Source organism: Bacillus sp. AFS002410 (genome assembly GCF_002556365.1).
Lineage (GTDB): Bacteria > Bacillota > Bacilli > Bacillales > Bacillaceae_G > Gottfriedia.
Map to the genome: position 1 here is coordinate 1 of NZ_NUEU01000033.1, position 18,780 is coordinate 18,780.

Sequence of the window (18,780 nt, forward strand, 5' to 3'; positions counted from 1 at the left end):
AAATGATTTCACGTCTTTTTAGAATGGATGAAATATAATATAGTCAATAATTAAAATGTTACTAAGCGATCTATTTGATGATTAATTCCTATTAATGTTGCTAATTATTTTAATAGGTATTTTGTTTGTGGAATACCAACAAATTTTGGTATTGATTCTTTTTCAGTATATTAATTATTAAGATGTTAATTGTTTGAAGAATAAATTTAAATTTTAGTTTTTAAGTAGACGATTTATCTAAATTAACAAAGATAATGAATAATTATTTTCCATTATTCTCTAAGTTTTATCGCACTCTTTTTTATTTCAATGAAGTTGATTGGAACGGAAGGGTTCTCGACTCCTATGGGAGATGCGGGAAGGCTGAGACCCCGCAGGCATGCCGAGGAGGCTCAGGTGTCGCCCCATGGAAAGCGAGAATCCTGGAGTGGAAATCAATGTCGTAAAACTTCCTTTATATTGAAAAATATTACTGATAATTGACAAGATATTTTTTCACTAGCGTAAAAAGACGTGATTCCGTAGTAGAAATCACGTCTTTAACTTATCTAGTTTGAATAACACTTGTTTTAAATAGCCAGTCCTGAATTGTTTTGTGATCTTTTCTAAATAACATTAAATAAACATTAATAATTAATGGGACACCTAAAAATAGAACTGACAGAGCGGCTATAATAATAAAACGGATTAAGAATGTGACCATAGTCGTTTCTTCATAATTATCTTTTATCATTTTAATAGCTAGAAATCTCTGACCGAATGTCATTCCTTTGTTAAATTTCGGAACGATTACAAATAAAATGAGTAATATTATTGAAATAACGATTAAATCGAGAGTCGAATTTCCTGATGTAGAATTAAATCGACTTAATAGCTTTTCAGGATTCATCGTAATGATCGCAATAATGATCCCATAGGCTACTGAAACAATAAACGTATCGAATATGAACGCACTTAATCGTTGATAAAACTTTGCAAATTGAAAATTCTGCACTTGTAAACCTCTATTCATTAAATATTATTGAATGTGGTGAGATGGATCATATAAAGTATAAAGTGCTTGTGTTCCTTTTTCATCTAATCCATTTTTAGACAGTTCATCGTAACATTTTTTAGCAAGTAAAAGTCCTGGAAGATTTAATTCCATCTTTTCCGCTTCTTCAATTGCGATTCCCATATCTTTGATAAAATGTTTAATATAGAATCCTGGTTCGAAATCACCTTTTAATACTCGTGGAGCTAAATTAGATAATGACCAACTTCCAGCTGCACCAGTAGAAATACTACTTAATACTTTTTCACCGTCTAAACCTGCTGACTTCGCATATGCAATTGCTTCACAAACGCCCAACATACCTGAAGCGATTGCAATTTGATTACACATTTTTACATGTTGTCCACTACCAGCATTTCCATGATAAACAATATTTTTTCCTAAAACATTAAATAATGTGGACATTTTATGAAATGTTTCTTCTTCCCCACCGACCATGATTGCTAATTTTGCTTCTCTTGCTCCTAAATCTCCACCTGATACTGGAGCATCTAAAGAAGACATACCTACTGATTTTGTTAGTTCATCTATTTTTTTAGCTAATGTTGGAGTTGAAGTTGTAAAATCGATAAATATTGTTCCTTTAGAAGCGGATTGGATGATGCCATTTTCTCCAAAATAAACTTCTTCTAAGTCACTTGGATATCCGACCATTGTACAAATTACCTGACAATGTGATGCTAATTCCTTAGGTGTATCATACCAAGTTGCACCTAAATCAATTAATTCATTTGCTTTTTCTTTAGTACGGTTATAAACATGTAATTTTGCACCTGCATTGATTAAATGTTTTGCCATACTTTTACCCATAACACCTATTCCAATAAATCCAACTTGAAGATCTTTTAAATTAATTGCTTCCATAATACACACTCCTCTTTTATTATCCATACATAAAACTACCATAAAAAATATTATTAAAAAAGCTAGAGCTATTCTAAAACTAAAATAACCACACTACACTTTTCTTCTATTTAAATTTAGGTTATTTCGACCCTAATTTGTTGACTCTAATAGTAGAACTATCTATATTAAAAAAGTACATAAAAATGTATCTAATGTAATGTTTTGGAGGTATTTTTAAATGAAAAATGAACAATTTTTTGAAATGATAAAGGAACGAAACTCTACAAGAGTATTTGATTCTTCATCTGAAATTAGCAGCAGTGAAATTACTGAACTTCTAGATGCAGCAATGTCTGCACCTTCTGCTTGGAACTTACAACATTGGAAATTTGTTGTATTCCACGGTGAACATGCGCAAGGTAGATTATTACCTGTTGCATATAACCAAGGACAAATTAAAGATGCTGCATGTGTAATTGCTGTATTAGCAGACACACAGTCAGCAAAGAATGTTGACTTAGTTTTCGGTCCAGCAGTGGAAGCTGGGTATATGACTCAAGAAGCAAAAGATAAATTAAAATCAAACGTTGAAAATGCTTATGCAACAGAACAACGTAATCGCGAACAAGGTATTTTAAATTCTTCTCTTGCCGGTATGCAATTAATCATGGCCGCTTCTGCAAAAGGTTGGAATACTTGTGCAATCGGTGGATTTAACGAACAAGCATTTAAAGAGACTTTCTTAACTGATGATCGCTATATCCCTACAATGCTTATTGCGATTGGTAAAGAAAAAGTACCTGGTCACCAAACATCTCGTTTCTCTGCAAAAGAAATGTCTATTTGGATTTAATAAATCAAAAGTAAAAGGGATTCTGACAAAAGTCGGAGTCCCTTTTATGCCATTTACGTTTAATTAACAATGTTCTTCAACAGTACCAATTAATTTCTTAAGTAATTCTAGTGAAGAATCAATTGCTAATGAATAGTATCGATGAGTACCTTTTTGCTCAATATGTACTAATTGATTATCACGTAATATCTTTAAATGATGTGAAATAGCGGGCCTTGATAATGAAGTTTTTTCAGTAATCTCATTAACAGTTAGCGCTTCACCTTCTGACAACATTAAAATGATATCCTGTCTAAATGGATCACTTAATGCTTGAAACAAAGGGATACATTCTCTAAATACTTCAATTGCTTCTTTACTCAAATCTTCCACCTACTTTTATTATCCAAAAATAATCTTATTCGTTTAATAATTTAAACATACACTAAATTAAAGAAGCGAATTTGTCAACAGTAGGAACAGTTAGATTTGGTTTATTAATAAAAAAACAACAGGGAAACCTGTTGTTTTTTTATTAGATACTTTTAACTAAGTTAACAACCTCTTCAGCTGTAGACATTGATAATGCTTTTTCAGCTAATGTCTCCATCTCAGCTTTAGAAAGTTTAGCCATTTGGCTACGTGCAGGTAGGATTGAAGTAGCGCTCATTGAGAATTCATGTAAGCCTAATCCAACTAGTAAAGGAATAGCTAGTTCATCTCCAGCCATTTCTCCACACATACCAGCCCATTTACCTTCTTTGTTTGCAGCATCGATTACCATTTTAACTAATCTTAAAATAGATGGGTTATATGGTTGGTATAAATATGCAACTTGTTCATTCATTCGGTCCGCAGCCATTGTATATTGGATTAAATCGTTTGTCCCAATACTAAAGAAATCAACTTCCTTAGCGAATACATCTGCTAATACAGCAGACGCAGGGATTTCTACCATCATACCAATTTCAATATTATCTGAAACTTGAACATTTTCTTTTACTAACTGTTCTTTTTCTTCTAATAATACAGCTTTAGCAGCTCTGAACTCATCTAATGTTGCAATCATCGGGAACATAATTTTTAAATTCCCATAAACACTAGCACGAAGTAATGCACGTAACTGTGTACGGAAAATATCCTTTTGATCTAAACATAAACGAATTGCTCTGTATCCTAAGAATGGATTCATTTCTTTTGGTAAGTGTAAATAAGATAATTCTTTATCTCCACCGATATCTAGTGTTCTTACAACTACCGGTTTATTACCCATACTTTCAAGAACTGATTTATATGACTCAAACTGTTCCTCTTCTGATGGGAAGTTATCGCGTCCCATATATAAGAACTCAGTACGGTAAAGGCCTACACCTTCACCACCATTGTTGATAACACCTTCTACATCATTTGGAGTACCGATGTTTGCTACTAACTCAACATGGTGTCCATCTTTAGTTACAGTTGGTTCATTTTTCAGTTTAGCCCATTCAACTTTTTGAAGCTCAAATTTTTCTTTTTTAGCTTTATACTCAGCTAATTCTTCATTAGAAGGATCAACGATTACTTGACCGTCTAATCCATCTACAATGACCATTACGCCATTTTCGATTTTACTAGTTACTTCTTTTGTTCCAACTACTGCTGGAATTTCAAGAGAACGAGCCATGATCGCTGAGTGAGATGTACGACCTCCGATATCAGTTGTAAAACCTAAGGCAAACTTACGGTTTAATTGAGCTGTATCAGATGGTGTTAAATCTTCTGCGATAATAATTACTTCTTCAGTAATATTAGCAGGATTAGAAATCGTAACGCCTAATAAATGAGCCATTACGCGTTTTGTAACATCACGAATATCTGCAGCACGTTCCTTCATATATTCATTATCCATGCTTTCAAACATTTGAACGAACATTGAAGCAACTTCATTCATTGCAAAATCAGCGTTTACATTTTCAGACTTAATTTTATCTTTAACTGGGTTAACTAGCTCTGGGTCATTTAAAACTAAGATGTGCGCAGAAAAGATTGCAGCTTTATCTTCACCAAGTTCAGCATTCGCATGATCACGAATTTTTTCTAATTCAGTGTTAGAAATTTGAATTGCACTGTCAAGTTTAGCAATTTCAGCATCAACATCTGAAATTTGCTTCTTAACAATATTTAATTCAGGATTTTCTAAGCGAAATGCTTTTGCAATTGCAATTCCACTAGAAGCGGCAATACCTTTAATATGTAAAGACATTATTCGCCTAAACCTTCTTTTTTCATTGTATCATCGATTGCTGCAATCGCTTGCTCAGCATCTTCACCATTAGCACTAATTTTGATCTCAGTTCCTTGTTGAATTCCTAAAGACATTACACCCATGATTGATTTTAAGTTAACTGTTTTACCATTGTACTCAAGATTGATATCAGAGTTGAATTTACCTGCTACATTTACTAATAATGTTGCTGGACGTGCGTGAATTCCAGAATCAGCTGTTACTTTGAAAGTTTTTTCCATAATCATTTATCTCCTTTGTGATTAAATCTACATTTTTGGTATAGACGTTTGGCCTACTCTAAATATTCTATTAAAAGGGGTGCATAGTGTCAACTATACAGCCCCTTTTAAAATTAAACATTTTACGTCGATTTAATTAGAATTATTTAATCTTTATAATGTTTACTTCACCTTTTGATTGTTTACCTGGCTTTTCAATTACAACTTGTTGTCCTTCAGCTAAGTTTGTAAAGACAACTGGTGTTATTGTTGATGGTGCATTTTCGCGAATGAAATGTAAATCAATTTTTACTAATTGTTGACCTTTTGTTACCTTCTCACCTTGTGATACAAGTACTTCAAAGCCTTCACCATTTAATTTAACAGTATCAATACCGATGTGGATTAAAATTTCTTTTCCACCATTTGATAAAATACCAATGGCATGTTTTGTTGGGAATACATTTACGATTTCGCCATCTACTGGAGATACAACTGTCCCTTCAGAAGGAATAATCGCAAATCCATCACCCATCATTTTTCCAGAAAATACCTGATCCGGCACTTCTGTAATTGGGATGATTTCACCTTCAATTGGATTAATAATAGCTTCCTCAACTGAAGTATCTACTGCTGAAGCCGTTTCTTTATGTGCTTCATTTTTAATAACTGGTGTTTTGCCGGTCATTATATCTTTAATTTGTGATTTTAATGTATCTGATTTTGGTCCGAAAATTGCTTGAATATTGTTTCCAACTTCAAGAACTCCAGCAGCCCCTAATGCTTTTAAACGATCTTTATTTACTTCATCTTTAGAATTTACTTGTACACGTAAACGAGTAATACATGCATCTAATGAAGAAATATTACTTTTTCCACCTAATGCTTGTAAAATTTCATATGGTAGCTCATTAGCTGGAGTATTGCTTATAGTATCTTTAGAGATTGCATCTTCACGACCAGGCGTTTTTAAATCCCATTTTCTAATCGCAAATCGGAACCCGAAGTAGTAAATAACAGCTAAGCCTAAACCGACGATGATTACCCACCACCAGCCAGTTCTATTTGGTAGTACACCGAATAATAAGTAGTCGATTAAACCACCAGAGAATGTCATACCGATTTTTACATTTAATAATTGCATAATCATAAATGATAAACCAGCAAAAATTGCGTGAATTCCGAATAATACTGGTGCAACGAATAGGAATGAGAACTCAATTGGTTCTGTAATACCTGTTAAGAAAGAAGTTAATGCTGCTGATGCTAAAATACCACCAGCGATTTTTTTATTTTCAGGTTTTGCTTCATGATACATAGCTAATGCTGCAGCTGGTAATCCAAACATCATGAATGGGAATTTACCTACCATGAACGTACCAGCAGTTAATTTTACTCCGTCTTTTAATTGAGCGAAGAAGATTTTTTGGTCCCCGTGAACAACCAAACCTGATTTATCAGTATATGAACCAAACTCAAACCAAAATGGTGCATAGAAAATATGATGTAAACCAAATGGTATTAATGAACGCTCAATAACACCAAATACGAATGCGGATAATGTTAAATTCGCATCAATCATATTATGTGAGAATGAGTTTAACCCGTGCTGAATTGGCGGCCAAATGAAGCACATTAAAATACCAAGTACTACTGAAAATGCTGCTGTAGCAATTGGAACAAATCGTTTACCTGCGAAGAAACCTAAGTAAGAAGGTAAATCAATTTCAAAGTATTTGTTATAAGCCCATGCAGCTACTAAACCAACGATAATCCCACCAAATACACCTGTTTGCAGTGTAGGGATACCTAATACAAATGCGAATGATGGATCATCGAATTTTGCTATATTTAATGCTTTATCTAAAACAACGTATTGTCCAACATCCTTGAACACGCTCATTGTTTTATTCATAATCAGGAATCCAACGATTGCTGCTAATCCAGCAACACCTTCTCCTCCTGCTAAACCAACGGCAACACCTACTGCAAATAATAATGACAGATTTCCGAAAATGATGTCACCAGACTGTTCCATAACTTTAGCTACTAACTGGAACCAGTGAGCATCAAGAAATGGTAAGTACTTTAATGTTTGTGGATTTTGAAATGCATTACCGAATGCAAGTAATAATCCGGCAGCTGGTAAAATCGCAACTGGAAGCATAAGCGCTTTACCAACTTTTTGTAAAACTCCAAAGATTTTCTTAAACATTGTTATCCTCCTTTTATCCAAACAAAAAAGGCATGAGCAGAAAAAATGACAATTACGAATCCTGGATATAGTTTCCCCTACCCAAGAATTATAATTCACACTTTTTCAACTCATGCCTGATCGAATCAGTAACACGTTTAATGTGTAACACTATTCAAATATGATTTGTTATGATTTCGCTTTCATTATATCTATAGATTTTAAAAATATCAAGCCTAAATACCTATTTTTTTTATTATATTTAAAAAAATAATGATTTTTCAGCTTAAAAACCATATTTTATCCCTTTAAAGCCAAAATTTCATTAAGTAGGTCAGCAAATTTAAAGTGAGGTTCCCTCTTCCTACTCCTTAAATTTACTTTGAACAAGTCGTTCTAAATGTAACGTTAAGTATATTACTTCTGCTTCACTAGCTTTCTTATTTAATGAAGTTTCGATTGATTTCAAAATTTTCCACGCTAAATCATAGCATACAGGATATTCTTTTTTTAAGATAATCCCTAAAGCTGGTGATTCTTCAGATGAATTACCATGAAAAATCCGGTCTATTAAAAATCTCAAATGACGTACGAGCCTTGAATAATGAATACTTTCTTTATCAATTTCGATTTTTAAATATTCTTCTATATATAATACTAAATCTTTAATGATCTGAGAAAATTTATTTACATCCGATACAACTTCCATCGATAAATTACTAACGATATGAAGTGTAACAAAGCCTACTTCTTCTATTGGTAAAATTATATCTATTTCTTTATTTATCAAATCAATAACTTCTTGTGCTATTTTAAAATACTCTGGATACATTGCTTTTGTTTCTTGTAAGAACGGATTATCAACATTATAGCCTTCTCTAATTCGTTTGATCGCAAATATTAAGTGGTCAGTTAATCCAATATGAATTTGCTCATTTAAAGTACATCCCGTTCTTTCAGAAATTAAATAAATCGCTTGCTGTAGTGTACCCATTAATTTTTCATCCATAAAGTTAATTAATGATTTATATTGCTTTTGTTTTTGTTCATCTGTTAAAATAAACATTTTTTCTACTACACCTTCGGAAATTAAATCTCCTCTAGTTTTATTAAAACCGATACCTTTTCCTAAAAGTACTACTTCGGTATGATCGGGATTTTTAGCAATTAATACGTTATTATTAAGCACCTTTTTGATTGTATAGCAAACTGACATCTCTGACATTTTTTTTATCACCCCCAAGTAAAAAATTGCTTTTATATCATAACATAATTTTTCAAAAATAGTTTAAACACGAATTATGTTTCATAAATTAATCATATTTTTTTGATTATCTATTATATTAGGATAGAATATAAAAGTATAAATATAAATCAAGTGGGTGTTTAGTATTATGATTAAATTATTTGTAAGTGATCTAGATGGTACGATGTTTCACCAAGGTCAGCTATTTGAGCATGACGTTGAAGCATTAAAAAACCTTATAGATCAAGGAGTTATATTATGTTTTGCTTCAGGTCGTTTAGACTATGAAATTGTGAAAATTATGGAAAGTCTAGGAAATAACTTCCATCGCATTAGTATGAATGGAACTTATATTTATTCAAATGAAGGTGAAGCTTTATTAGATGCTACTTTTCATCCAAGTGTCATAGACAAAGTATATGAGATGATTACACATGATAAATTTTTAATCTATGTAGCCGATAACTCTACTTACTATATTGAAGAGAAAACTGACTTAGTGAAAGAAATCGAAAAAAACTCTAGCATGAATGCAGTTGAACTGAAAACATTAAAATCTGATCTTGGTAAGTCAATTACACCAAAAAAATATGTAGTTTTAGGCGAAGATGAAGATTTACTTGAACTTCAAAAAGAATTACAGGAAGAATTACCGGAATATGTTACTTCTTTTATATCAGCAAAAAATTGCTTAGATATTGTCCCAGTAAATGTAAGTAAAGGATCTGCAATTCAAATATTAATTGAAAAACTAGGCATTAAATCTAACGAAATCGCTTGTATAGGTGATGCTTACAACGATATTTCAATGTTTGAATTAACACCAAATAGCTTTGCTATGGAAAACGCTGATGATGAAGTTAAAAAATATGCTTCTTATACAGTTCCTTCTGTAGCTGAAGCTGTTAAAATTGTTTTACAAATGAAGTAAAAAGTAAGGGTGCTTTTAAAAGCACCCTTTTAGTTTGTAGATTTGTATTGGAATATACGAACACTAAGTGAACTTTGTTGATAAAGTTGTGAACTTTGTTGATAAAGTTGTGAACTTCGTTGATATAATGGGGTTCTTCGTTGATATAATAGTGATCCTCGTTGATATACTGGCTTTCTTCGTTGATATTGTAGCAATCCCCGCTGATATGGTCGCGTGCTTTGTTGATATTTAGCGTTCTCCGCTGATATCGTCGAAAAGATTCATACTTTTTTATGATTAAACTCTATTTTGCTTAATAATTGGTTCTACACACTTAATTTTATTTGATTCCATTTACTTTTTTTAATTCATTTGCTCTATTTTTTGTTGAATCGTGATTTGATTTGCAGATTTGATTTTTTTATTTGCAGTTTCACTAGTTTTATTTGCACTTTCAGCTTTTTTATTTGCAGTTCCTCAGTTTTATTTGCACTTTTAGCTTTTTTATTTGCACTTCCTCAGTTTTATTTGCACTTTCAGCTTTTTTATTTGCACTTTCAGCTTTTTTATTTGCACTTTCCACTCAGTTTTATTTGCACTTCCTATGACGCAGTTCAACAACAAAAAAGGGTGCAAACATGCACCCTTTTTAACGGTCAATATCAATTGTAAATCGATAACGATCAGCTCGATAAATACAACTTACGTATTCAAGAGGTAAACCATCATTAATAAATGTTATTTGGTGTAATTCTAATGCTGGAGAATCCTCTGCCACTTCTAGAATTAAAGAATCTCTTTCCGACATTAGCGATGCTTTTATCCATTTAGTAGCTTTTTTAATTGTATAACCTAAGGAAACTTCAAAGTATTCATATAAAGAATGATTCAATGCTTTTTCATCAATTCGATTTACTAAATTTTTAGGTAAATACGTTGTTTCGATTGCAATTGGATGCTCATTTGCTAAACGACATCTTTCAATTTTAAAAACTTCAGATCCGCTTTCAATTGATAAAACTTCTGCTAAATATTCATCCGCTTCAATTGTTGAAAATCCAAGTAATTTATTAGTAGGTGTTAATCCAATTGATGTAATATCTTCAGAAAAACTCCTTAATGATTTAAGGGATTCCTCAACTTCAATTCCATCTTTTACTGAAACAAACGTACCAATTCCACGCTTCCGACTTATTAAAGATTCTTTTACAAGATTGTTTAAAGCCTGTCTAATTGTCATCCTACTTACATTTAACATCTCACTCAATGTTTGCTCAGAAGGGATTCTGTCCCCAGGTTTCCATTCTCCTGAGCTAATTTTCACCTTTAAAATCTCTTGTATTTGAAAATAAATCGGTAAAGGAGAATTTTTATCTAGCCTTAACATTATTTGTTACAAAGTGAGTATGCTTCTTCATCAACCACAATTGTTACATTATTATGCTGTTGTAGAGCAGTAGCCGGGCAGTTAATATCTACTTTACCATTTAACATTTCTTTTACTGCTTCTGCTTTTTTGATTCCTGATGCTACTAGTATAATTTCTTTAGCTCTTAAAATTGAACCAATTCCCATAGTTACAGCGTGAGTTGGTACATCTTCTTCGTTCTCAAAATATATTTTATTCGCATTACGTGTTGATTCAGTTAGCTCTACGATATGAGTCGGTGTATCGAAAGGAGTTCCTGGCTCATTAAATGCGATATGTCCATTTTCGCCAATCCCTAGAAGTTGTAAATCTACAGGATGCTTCTGTAATAAGTCCTCATAGTTTTTACATGCTTCTTCTAAGTCTTTTGTATTTCCATTCGGTAAATGGTTTTCTTTAAAGTTCAAATGATTAAATAACTGTTCTGCCATATAAGTATGATAGCTTGTTTGATCATCCTCAGCTAATCCAACATACTCATCAAGATTAACTGTAATTACATTAGACATATCCGGTTTATTGATTCGGAATTGTTCATAAATACCTAGAGGTGAGCCACCAGTAGCTAAACCTAGAGTAAATTCATCTTTCCCTTCAATTGCTTGTACCATTTTCTCATATGCTACTTTTGAAATTTCTTCTGCATTTTTTACTACGATTACGTTCATAAAGTCACCTCATTAAAATTTTTACCTTGTCTAGTAGTGTTAATTACGAAAAACTCTGGAGTCATTTGGACAAAATCAGCATCTTTTCCAGGTTTTAATGCTCCCTTATGTGTAAGCCCAAATTCTTCAGCTTGGTTTATTGATGTCATTTGTACTGCTTCTTCTGGAGTACAGCCTGTAAATTTCATAATATTTCTAAATGCTTCATCCATTTTTAAAATACTACCTGCAAGCGTGCCGTCTTCTAATCGTGCACTTTTGTTTGCTACAAATACAGGTTGTCCACCTAATTCATATTTACCGTCATTAAGACCTTTTGCTCTCATTGCATCGGTAATGACGCTAATTTTTTTAGCTCCTTTTAAACGGTAAGCAAGCTTAACCATATCAGGATGTATGTGAATTCCATCCGGTATCAATTCAACCATAACTCGTTCATCTAAAAGTACATGTCCTACTGTACCTACTTCACGATGATGCATAGGTCTCATTTGGTTGTATAGATGTGTAGCATGAAAAATATTTCTACCTTCAAAATCTGCACTTACAGCATCTGAGTGACCAACAGTTCCAATAACATTTGTTCGTTGTAGCTCTGCTTCTAGCTCTTTTGCACCTTCAACCTCAGGTGCATAAGTAACTAACTTTATTAATCCTCCTGAAGCTTCTTGCCATTTTTTAAATAATTCTACGTCAGGATTTATAATGTACTCTAGAGGCTGCGCTCCAGCTTTATTTTTATTAACAAATGGTCCTTCTAAATGAATATATTCAAAATGCGCACCAAGCTCTTTAGCTTCCTTTAAAGATTTCAATGCATTTTCTATATTTTCTTTAGACTGAGTCATTGTAGTTGGAAAAAAGGTTGTAACCCCTTCTTTCATCATTTTGTTACTCATAGTAACCATCGTGTTAGGATCCGCATCCATTGCGTCAACATCATATGCACCATGTATATGAATATCAATCATTCCTGGGATAATAACTGTACCATTTCCATCAATTATTTCTTCGCCTTCATTTACATAACCGTCCATGTGGCCAATATTAGAAATTTTTTCGTCATATCGAATGTAACCCTTTTCAATTACTTCTGTGCCCGTATAAATTTTTACATTAATAATTGATTTCATGTACTCTCCTCTTTCCTAATTCTAAGAAGTATATTAATAACCGCATATAGAAAGTAGTGTTTACTTAATCATCATTCACATTCATTTAGATCTATACTAGGATTTCTACATAACCATTGTATGATATATACTCCTAGTTGTCTATACTACCTATGTTAATTTCATAATATCGACATAAAAAATTATCGTATTTTCATTATAAAATAGGATGTAATTTACTCTTATACGCATCTTTATATGGGGGCATTGGTTAAGATATAGCATTTTTGATCTAATGTCCTTACTCATATAGAGGGCATGAGTTAAAAATATCCCCTATTCTTCTTATTTCTTTACTCATAAAGGGCTCATGAGTTAAAAATATCGCTTATTCACCTATTTTCTTTACTCATAAAGGGCTCATGAGTTAAAAATATCACTTATTCATCTATTTTCTTAACTCATAAAGGGCTCATGAGTTAAAAATATCACTTATTCACCTATTTTCTTAACTCATAAAGGGCTCATGAGTTAAAAATATCGCTTATTCACCTATTTTCTTAACTCATAAAGGGTTCATGAGTTAAAAATATCGTTTATTCACCTAATTCCTTAACTCATAAAAGGGCTCATGAGTTAAAAACCGTCAGTTTAATTCACTCTCCACTCAAAAAATAAAAGTATTGGATCGATCCTTAAGGATTAACCAATACTTCTTGTTTTTCAATATATAAGTTATGACCATTTGTTGATAATTCGATATCTCCGTATTGATCGGTTGTGTATTGCTTGATTCCTAGATGATTTAGCCGCTTCATTACTGATCTATGTGGATGACCAAATAGATTAAATTTATCATACGAGAGAATTGCTACTGTTGGGTTTACAGCAAATAAAAAAGCCTCTGAAGTTGATGTAGATGAACCGTGATGTGGAATTTTTAATACTTGAGCGTCAATATTTTCACTTTTGATTAGTCTTTGTTCAGCTTTTCTTTCAATATCTCCAGTCAATAGAATTGATATGTCTGCATACTTTACTTTTAAAACGATTGAACTATTATTATTTGTATAGGATTTTTTCCCACTATTTAATACTGTGATATCTACATTTGGATCAAGTACGATTTTCTCATTTAACCTTGCAATGCTAATTGGGATATTCTTTTGAAACGCTTCTTTCTTATATAAGTAATAAGAGTGTGAATTATATTTTTTTCCACTATCTAAGATTTTCGATATTTTGACGCTATTCATGACCTTTAATAATCCGCCTATATGATCAATGTCTGGATGTGTACTTACAAGTAGATCAATTGCATTGACATGAAGTCGTTTAAGTTTTTTTATAACAGCTCCACCATGTTCTACATCTCCTCCATCAATCAACACTGTCTTTCCATTTGGTAAAATCATTACCATGCTATCTCCTTGACCTACGTCAAAAAAATAAACTAATAAAGGATGCGTAATGTAGCCATAATTTGTTGTTCTTGCCTCTGTATTTAAGTTATTACTAAAAAAAGCAGTAAAAAAAATAATGATAGAAATTACGAGAGAATAGAGTTTTCGATTTTTGTCCATTCACACTTCCTCCTACTATTATTTTCTCATTGCAATTTCAAAAGTATGTATGCGTTCCGTAAAATAAGTTGGATTTAGAGTATACATCATTTAGAATATGTAGTTCAAATCGGATCACAGTTCATTATACAATTCAAAAAACTGTAAGCAATTTTGCTCACAGTTTTTTAAGGAATCAATATTCATTTTTTATGTTACTCAAAAACTTCCTCTAATCTTTTTACAACTAGTAAGGATTCGCTAACTTGAATAGAAGTCTGATTTGTAATATATACGCCGTGCATGCCTAATTTTAGAGCAGGTGATATTTCATTAATAAAATTGTCTCCAATTGAAACGACTTCGTGTGGTAAAACATTGAATTTATTCATTATATTTTTATAATGATTTTCCGTTTCTAGTGGTTTCTTTCCATCTGTAATTTCCAAATGGAACAATCCATTTAAATCAAGTAAATTTAGTAATCGAGTTACATCCTCGCGGTCCGAATTTGTTAACAAGACTAATTTTTTAGTATCTTTTACTTGCTCTAAGGCTTGTTTTAAACCTTTAATATACGGAATACTAAATTCCTTTGTTGCCATAAACTCTTTTGTTTTATCATAGCAATGAAATACGTCTTTTGCTCCATAATGATAGCTTGCCACTAATGGAATCCACCAACCATCCCCTACTGGTATGTAAGGCAATTCATAATTGATTCGATCAAGATAGTTTTCTTGTAATTCATCTTTAGACAGAAGCTGACCTTCCCAAGTGAAAACCTGAATCGGCTTTAAAGTAATTGGATCTAACGAAATAATTAAATCATTTTCAGAATCGTAAATTTTTCCAATTGTTAAAGCATGGTCATAATCTTTAATTTTTTCATAGTCCTTCAAAAAGGAATCACGTTTGTCTGGACTAACTTCATTTGCTAGTAGTTTAGCATAGTAATCGTAATGTGTTGTTCCGTCATATAAAGTACCATCTAAATCAAAAACTAATACTTTTGAATTCATTAATAAATTATGCATTTGCGACTCCTTAGCTGTCTTTGTCTTTTACATCCAGAATAAAATTAAATGTCTGTTTTTCGTCATTTAGATTAAATTCATAAAATATTTTATACATACCCGCTTTAGGTAAATCAAGTTCATAGTTTACTTTAGAATTTTTATCTGGATTATTTACTTGCTTAAAATACGTTCCATCTTCATTAATAATATAAAATTGGTGATTTGTAAAATTCGAACGTTTTTTAAACTTCTCAAAATCAAATGTTATTTGACTTTTTGTTTTTGGTAGGATCGATGTATATAACAACGAGACTGTATATTCATCATTCTTCTTTGTCAAAATTGCTGTAGGAAATAAATCATCGGTTTTATCCTTTTGTTTTTGAAAAATCTTCGTATCAAGTGTCTGATTATTTAAAAATACACTTACAAAATATGGAACATCTTCCTTAAAGGCATACTTAAATGTAAATTGATTATTTCCGTTATAATCTGGGGTAATAATTTTATAAGATTTTAAGTCGTCTCTAGTAATAAATATTTTAATTTTGTCGCGCTGTAGTACACTCATTGATCTAGAGGCCACACTTACTTCTTGCCTACTATTTTTCGTGGTAAGACTCCATTTAACCTTTTGGACTTTAAGTGAGTTAGTCTGACTTCCATTAGATAGTATACTATGGTTAACTAAACGGTTACTAATTAATAAGATAATAAGTATAGCTATACATAGAGTTGCAATAAATCGAAATTTCATAGATCATTCTCCCTTAAATAGTTAAAATTAACAATTTTTTGTCATTTCGAGAAAGCTCAATTTCATATTGTAAACTCTTTCATTATTCAATTACCTATGCAATAATTAAAATTCGCCATAAATTATCTGTATTGGTTAATTTTGTCTATAATTTTTTCTATATATATATTATCTACTACGTTCGACTTACATTTTCCTTTAAGTAGCTATATAAATTAGAATGTTTTTTTATTTAAATGTAGAGACTAAAATACTGATAAAGGATGGCCTATTCAATTAGAGTTTTTAAGGAGGATATTTAAATGAGTATACATATTGGCGCAGAACAAGGCGCGATTGCGGATAAAATTTTATTACCTGGTGACCCTTTAAGAGCAAAATATATCGCTGAAACATTTTTAGAAGATGTTGTCTGCTATAACGAAGTACGTGGCATGCTTGGTTTTACTGGTACATACAAAGGTCAAAGAATTTCCGTTCAAGGTACTGGAATGGGAATTCCATCAATTGGTATTTATGTAAATGAGTTGATTAATAGCTATGGTGTAAAAACATTAATTCGAGTAGGTACTTGTGGCGGGCTTCAAAAAGATGTAAAAATTCGTGATGTTATTATAGCGATGACTACATGTACAGATTCAAATATGAATCGTCAAACATTCCCTGGTTTTGATTATTCTCCATGTGCTAGCTTTGATTTACTTAAGAAAGCATATGATGGCGCAGTTAATAAAGGGTTAAATGTAAAAGTAGGAAATATTTTAACATCAGATATATTCTACCGAGATAGTATGGACATGTATGAAAAATTAGGTGAATACGGTGTTCTTGCAGTAGAAATGGAAACGACTGCTTTATATACAATAGCTGCTAAACATAGTGTAGATGCACTTACTGTTTTAACAGTAAGCGATCACATCTTCACTGGTGAAGAAACATCTGCGCAAGAAAGACAAACAACTTTCAATGATATGATTGTTATTGCTTTAGATGCTGCGATTGCTGAATAGTTGAGAATTATTTATATAAAAAAAGGATGTCTCATTAGTTAAATTACTTATGAGACATCCTTTTTTAATTAGTTAAGCGACAAAAACACGAATACTATGTGAACTATATTGTTAAAGCTGTGAACTCAGTTGATGTAGATCTAAATCTCGTTGATAAAAAGCAATTTCTCGTTGATATTTTACTAAAATAGATTGATATATCGCTTTTTCAGCTTAGACGACAAAGGTCTGTTTTTTCTTGTGTAACCAATAAAGTTAAAACTTATATCCCGTTTTAATACCACTTTATACCCAATCAAAGGTACAATAATATTATCGAATTTCAATATAAGGATGGTAAAGAATGAAGAAACATCAATCAATCTTATTTTTCACTTGGATTGTAAGCATTATTGCAACACTAAGTAGTTTATCTTTTTCCGTTATTAATCATTGGACACCTTGTTCATTATGCTGGTATCAGCGAATTTTCATGTATCCAATTGTTTTTATTGTCGGTATTGCCGTTTATAAAAATAAAATAAAAGATGTTATTTATGTTTTACCATTATCATTAATTGGTATGTGCATTTCAATCTATCATATTTTAATTCAAAAAGTTCCTGCTATGAAGGAAACGGCAACTCAATGTGGACCTGTTCCTTGTACTGGTGACTATTTAAATTGGTTTGGTTTCATTACAATTCCGATGTTAGCGTTTGTTGCTTTTCTACTTATTAATATTTGTTGCATTTCTTTATTACGAAAATCAAACTAAAACAATTCGAGCTGCTCGGTAGATGAAGGTCCAAATTCAATACCTAGCAGCTTCATTAATTGTTTAGCATTATCCGCTGCATCTCCACCAGAGTTATTATTAAAAAGAACACATATTTCCTTTGTATTTTTTGCTAATTGTTCAATTCTTGCTACCCATTCAAAAAGCTCTTCTTCGTTATAACGATATAAATACCGTACTTCTCGCCAATTATCTTGTCCGTTATGATTCCATCCATATATGTTTCGTCCATGAAAACGGATTAAAGTTAAATTCGGATTTGTTGGCTGTAGTACAATTGGTATACTTCCATTTCCCGCTTGAGGCTCATCGCAAATTGAATGAATCCATCCTTCATCTTCCATAAATTTTAAAGTTTGATCATAAAATTGAGGATAAAACCATGATTGATTTCGAAATTCTAAAATTGCCGGAAGTCCTTTCAGTTTACTTTTCATAATTCGAAGCAATTCAACATTTTCTTTCTTGCAATTAAACCAAGGTGGAAATTGAAATAAGATTCCTTTTAATTTATTCGCTTCAATTAAAGGTTGAATTGATTCTAAAAATGGAGTTAAAAGTAATATTTGTTCCTCTTTCGAATAATTTTGTCTTGAATGACCGGTTATACCGCCATAAGCTTTAACAATAAATGAAAAATCTGAAGTAGTTTGATTCACCCATTTATGATAGTTTGATTGAGGCATGATACTATAATAAGAAGAATCTATTTCAACAATTGGGAAATGGGTGCAATATTGTCTTAATTTTTTGGATGAGTGGATCCGGTCAGGGTATAAACTGTCATGGTCCCCCCACCCTGTAACTCCTATTTTTATTTCCATAATTCTCTCCAATAGCTCATTAATTATTAATTAATTATTTCTATTTTTC

General features: G+C 31.8%; 18 protein-coding genes. 4 read left to right on the forward strand and 14 right to left on the reverse strand.

The window, feature by feature from the left end:
- Positions 1–544: 544 nt before the first annotated feature.
- Positions 545–994 carry an RDD family protein gene (locus CN692_RS17865; RefSeq protein ID WP_179865540.1) on the reverse strand — a complete coding sequence of 150 codons (450 nt, stop codon included), beginning with the start codon at positions 992–994 and terminating at the stop codon, positions 545–547.
- Between the two features lie 24 nt (positions 995–1,018).
- Positions 1,019–1,909: an NAD(P)-dependent oxidoreductase gene (locus CN692_RS17870; RefSeq protein WP_098120638.1), complete on the reverse strand. Its 891-nt coding sequence runs from the start codon at positions 1,907–1,909 to the stop codon at positions 1,019–1,021.
- Between the two features lie 229 nt (positions 1,910–2,138).
- On the opposite strand from CN692_RS17870, the gene CN692_RS17875 reads away from it, so the two are divergent.
- Positions 2,139–2,753, forward strand: coding sequence for a nitroreductase family protein (locus CN692_RS17875; protein WP_098120515.1), 615 nt, complete (start codon positions 2,139–2,141; stop codon positions 2,751–2,753).
- Between the two features lie 63 nt (positions 2,754–2,816).
- Here CN692_RS17875 and CN692_RS17880 read toward each other — a convergent pair whose 3' ends face one another.
- The 5 genes from CN692_RS17880 to glcT form a co-directional block, all read right to left on the reverse strand.
- Entirely contained in the window at positions 2,817–3,116 is a 300-nt protein-coding gene (locus CN692_RS17880) for an ArsR/SmtB family transcription factor (protein WP_098120516.1), read from the reverse strand.
- A gap of 151 nt (positions 3,117–3,267) precedes the next feature.
- Complete coding sequence (gene ptsP, locus CN692_RS17885) at positions 3,268–4,977, reverse strand: phosphoenolpyruvate--protein phosphotransferase (RefSeq protein ID WP_098120517.1); 1,710 nt, start codon at positions 4,975–4,977, stop codon at positions 3,268–3,270.
- Positions 4,977–5,240 (reverse strand): phosphocarrier protein HPr, encoded by a 264-nt coding sequence (locus CN692_RS17890; protein ID WP_025568635.1) that lies wholly within the window; start codon positions 5,238–5,240, stop codon positions 4,977–4,979. The genes ptsP and CN692_RS17890 overlap by 1 nt, the downstream gene beginning before the upstream one ends.
- 142 nt (positions 5,241–5,382) lie before the next feature.
- On the reverse strand, positions 5,383–7,434 hold the full coding sequence (ptsG, locus tag CN692_RS17895; RefSeq protein ID WP_098120518.1) for a glucose-specific PTS transporter subunit IIBC: 2,052 nt from the start codon (positions 7,432–7,434) through the stop codon (positions 5,383–5,385).
- A 343-nt stretch (positions 7,435–7,777) separates the two neighbouring features.
- Entirely contained in the window at positions 7,778–8,638 is an 861-nt protein-coding gene (glcT, locus tag CN692_RS17900; protein ID WP_257144063.1) for a glucose PTS transporter transcription antiterminator GlcT, read from the reverse strand.
- A 169-nt stretch (positions 8,639–8,807) separates the two neighbouring features.
- Here glcT and CN692_RS17905 point away from each other — a divergent pair, with 169 nt between their 5' ends.
- A complete protein-coding gene (locus tag CN692_RS17905; protein WP_098120519.1) occupies positions 8,808–9,590 on the forward strand; it encodes a Cof-type HAD-IIB family hydrolase in 783 nt (260 codons plus the stop codon).
- Positions 9,591–10,221: 631 nt separating this feature from the next.
- On the opposite strand, the gene CN692_RS17910 is transcribed toward CN692_RS17905, so the two are convergent.
- The 6 genes from CN692_RS17910 to CN692_RS17935 form a co-directional block, all read right to left on the reverse strand.
- Complete coding sequence (locus tag CN692_RS17910; protein WP_142317541.1) at positions 10,222–10,959, reverse strand: GntR family transcriptional regulator; 738 nt, start codon at positions 10,957–10,959, stop codon at positions 10,222–10,224.
- Complete coding sequence (nagB, locus tag CN692_RS17915; protein ID WP_142317542.1) at positions 10,959–11,669, reverse strand: glucosamine-6-phosphate deaminase; 711 nt, start codon at positions 11,667–11,669, stop codon at positions 10,959–10,961. Before nagB ends, CN692_RS17910 begins: the two co-directional genes overlap by 1 nt.
- The gene (nagA, locus tag CN692_RS17920; RefSeq protein WP_098120520.1) at positions 11,666–12,802 is read right to left on the reverse strand and encodes an N-acetylglucosamine-6-phosphate deacetylase; all 1,137 of its coding nucleotides are present in this window, start codon (positions 12,800–12,802) and stop codon (positions 11,666–11,668) included. Before nagA ends, nagB begins: the two co-directional genes overlap by 4 nt.
- A gap of 674 nt (positions 12,803–13,476) precedes the next feature.
- Positions 13,477–14,364: a ComEC/Rec2 family competence protein gene (locus CN692_RS17925; protein WP_098120521.1), complete on the reverse strand. Its 888-nt coding sequence runs from the start codon at positions 14,362–14,364 to the stop codon at positions 13,477–13,479.
- A 194-nt stretch (positions 14,365–14,558) separates the two neighbouring features.
- A complete protein-coding gene (locus CN692_RS17930; RefSeq protein ID WP_098120522.1) occupies positions 14,559–15,380 on the reverse strand; it encodes an HAD family hydrolase in 822 nt (273 codons plus the stop codon).
- A 10-nt stretch (positions 15,381–15,390) separates the two neighbouring features.
- Complete coding sequence (locus CN692_RS17935) at positions 15,391–16,119, reverse strand: hypothetical protein (protein ID WP_098120523.1); 729 nt, start codon at positions 16,117–16,119, stop codon at positions 15,391–15,393.
- A 302-nt stretch (positions 16,120–16,421) separates the two neighbouring features.
- On the opposite strand from CN692_RS17935, the gene deoD reads away from it, so the two are divergent.
- Together deoD and CN692_RS17945 are read left to right on the forward strand one after the other, a co-directional pair.
- On the forward strand, positions 16,422–17,129 hold the full coding sequence (gene deoD, locus CN692_RS17940) for a purine-nucleoside phosphorylase (protein WP_098120524.1): 708 nt from the start codon (positions 16,422–16,424) through the stop codon (positions 17,127–17,129).
- Positions 17,130–17,472: 343 nt separating this feature from the next.
- The gene (locus tag CN692_RS17945; protein WP_098120525.1) at positions 17,473–17,886 is read left to right on the forward strand and encodes a disulfide oxidoreductase; all 414 of its coding nucleotides are present in this window, start codon (positions 17,473–17,475) and stop codon (positions 17,884–17,886) included.
- Here CN692_RS17945 and CN692_RS17950 read toward each other — a convergent pair.
- Positions 17,883–18,731 (reverse strand): DUF72 domain-containing protein, encoded by an 849-nt coding sequence (locus CN692_RS17950; RefSeq protein WP_098120526.1) that lies wholly within the window; start codon positions 18,729–18,731, stop codon positions 17,883–17,885. The two genes, CN692_RS17945 and CN692_RS17950, sit on opposite strands and share 4 nt — an antisense overlap.
- Positions 18,732–18,780: the final 49 nt, after the last annotated feature.

Coding starts and splice junctions, on each gene's coding strand:
- nagA (WP_098120520.1), bottom strand. CDS start 12,802: ATGAAATCAATTATTAATGTAAAAATTTATACGGGCACAGAAGTAATT.
- ptsP (WP_098120517.1), bottom strand. CDS start 4,977: ATGTCTTTACATATTAAAGGTATTGCCGCTTCTAGTGGAATTGCAATT.
- CN692_RS17890 (WP_025568635.1), bottom strand. CDS start 5,240: ATGGAAAAAACTTTCAAAGTAACAGCTGATTCTGGAATTCACGCACGT.
- glcT (WP_257144063.1), bottom strand. CDS start 8,638: ATGTCAGAGATGTCAGTTTGCTATACAATCAAAAAGGTGCTTAATAAT.
- CN692_RS17945 (WP_098120525.1), top strand. CDS start 17,473: ATGAAGAAACATCAATCAATCTTATTTTTCACTTGGATTGTAAGCATT.
- CN692_RS17925 (WP_098120521.1), bottom strand. CDS start 14,364: ATGGACAAAAATCGAAAACTCTATTCTCTCGTAATTTCTATCATTATT.
- CN692_RS17935 (WP_098120523.1), bottom strand. CDS start 16,119: ATGAAATTTCGATTTATTGCAACTCTATGTATAGCTATACTTATTATC.
- CN692_RS17930 (WP_098120522.1), bottom strand. CDS start 15,380: ATGCATAATTTATTAATGAATTCAAAAGTATTAGTTTTTGATTTAGAT.
- CN692_RS17905 (WP_098120519.1), top strand. CDS start 8,808: ATGATTAAATTATTTGTAAGTGATCTAGATGGTACGATGTTTCACCAA.
- deoD (WP_098120524.1), top strand. CDS start 16,422: ATGAGTATACATATTGGCGCAGAACAAGGCGCGATTGCGGATAAAATT.
- ptsG (WP_098120518.1), bottom strand. CDS start 7,434: ATGTTTAAGAAAATCTTTGGAGTTTTACAAAAAGTTGGTAAAGCGCTT.
- CN692_RS17910 (WP_142317541.1), bottom strand. CDS start 10,959: ATGTTAAGGCTAGATAAAAATTCTCCTTTACCGATTTATTTTCAAATA.
- nagB (WP_142317542.1), bottom strand. CDS start 11,669: ATGAACGTAATCGTAGTAAAAAATGCAGAAGAAATTTCAAAAGTAGCA.
- CN692_RS17875 (WP_098120515.1), top strand. CDS start 2,139: ATGAAAAATGAACAATTTTTTGAAATGATAAAGGAACGAAACTCTACA.
- CN692_RS17950 (WP_098120526.1), bottom strand. CDS start 18,731: ATGGAAATAAAAATAGGAGTTACAGGGTGGGGGGACCATGACAGTTTA.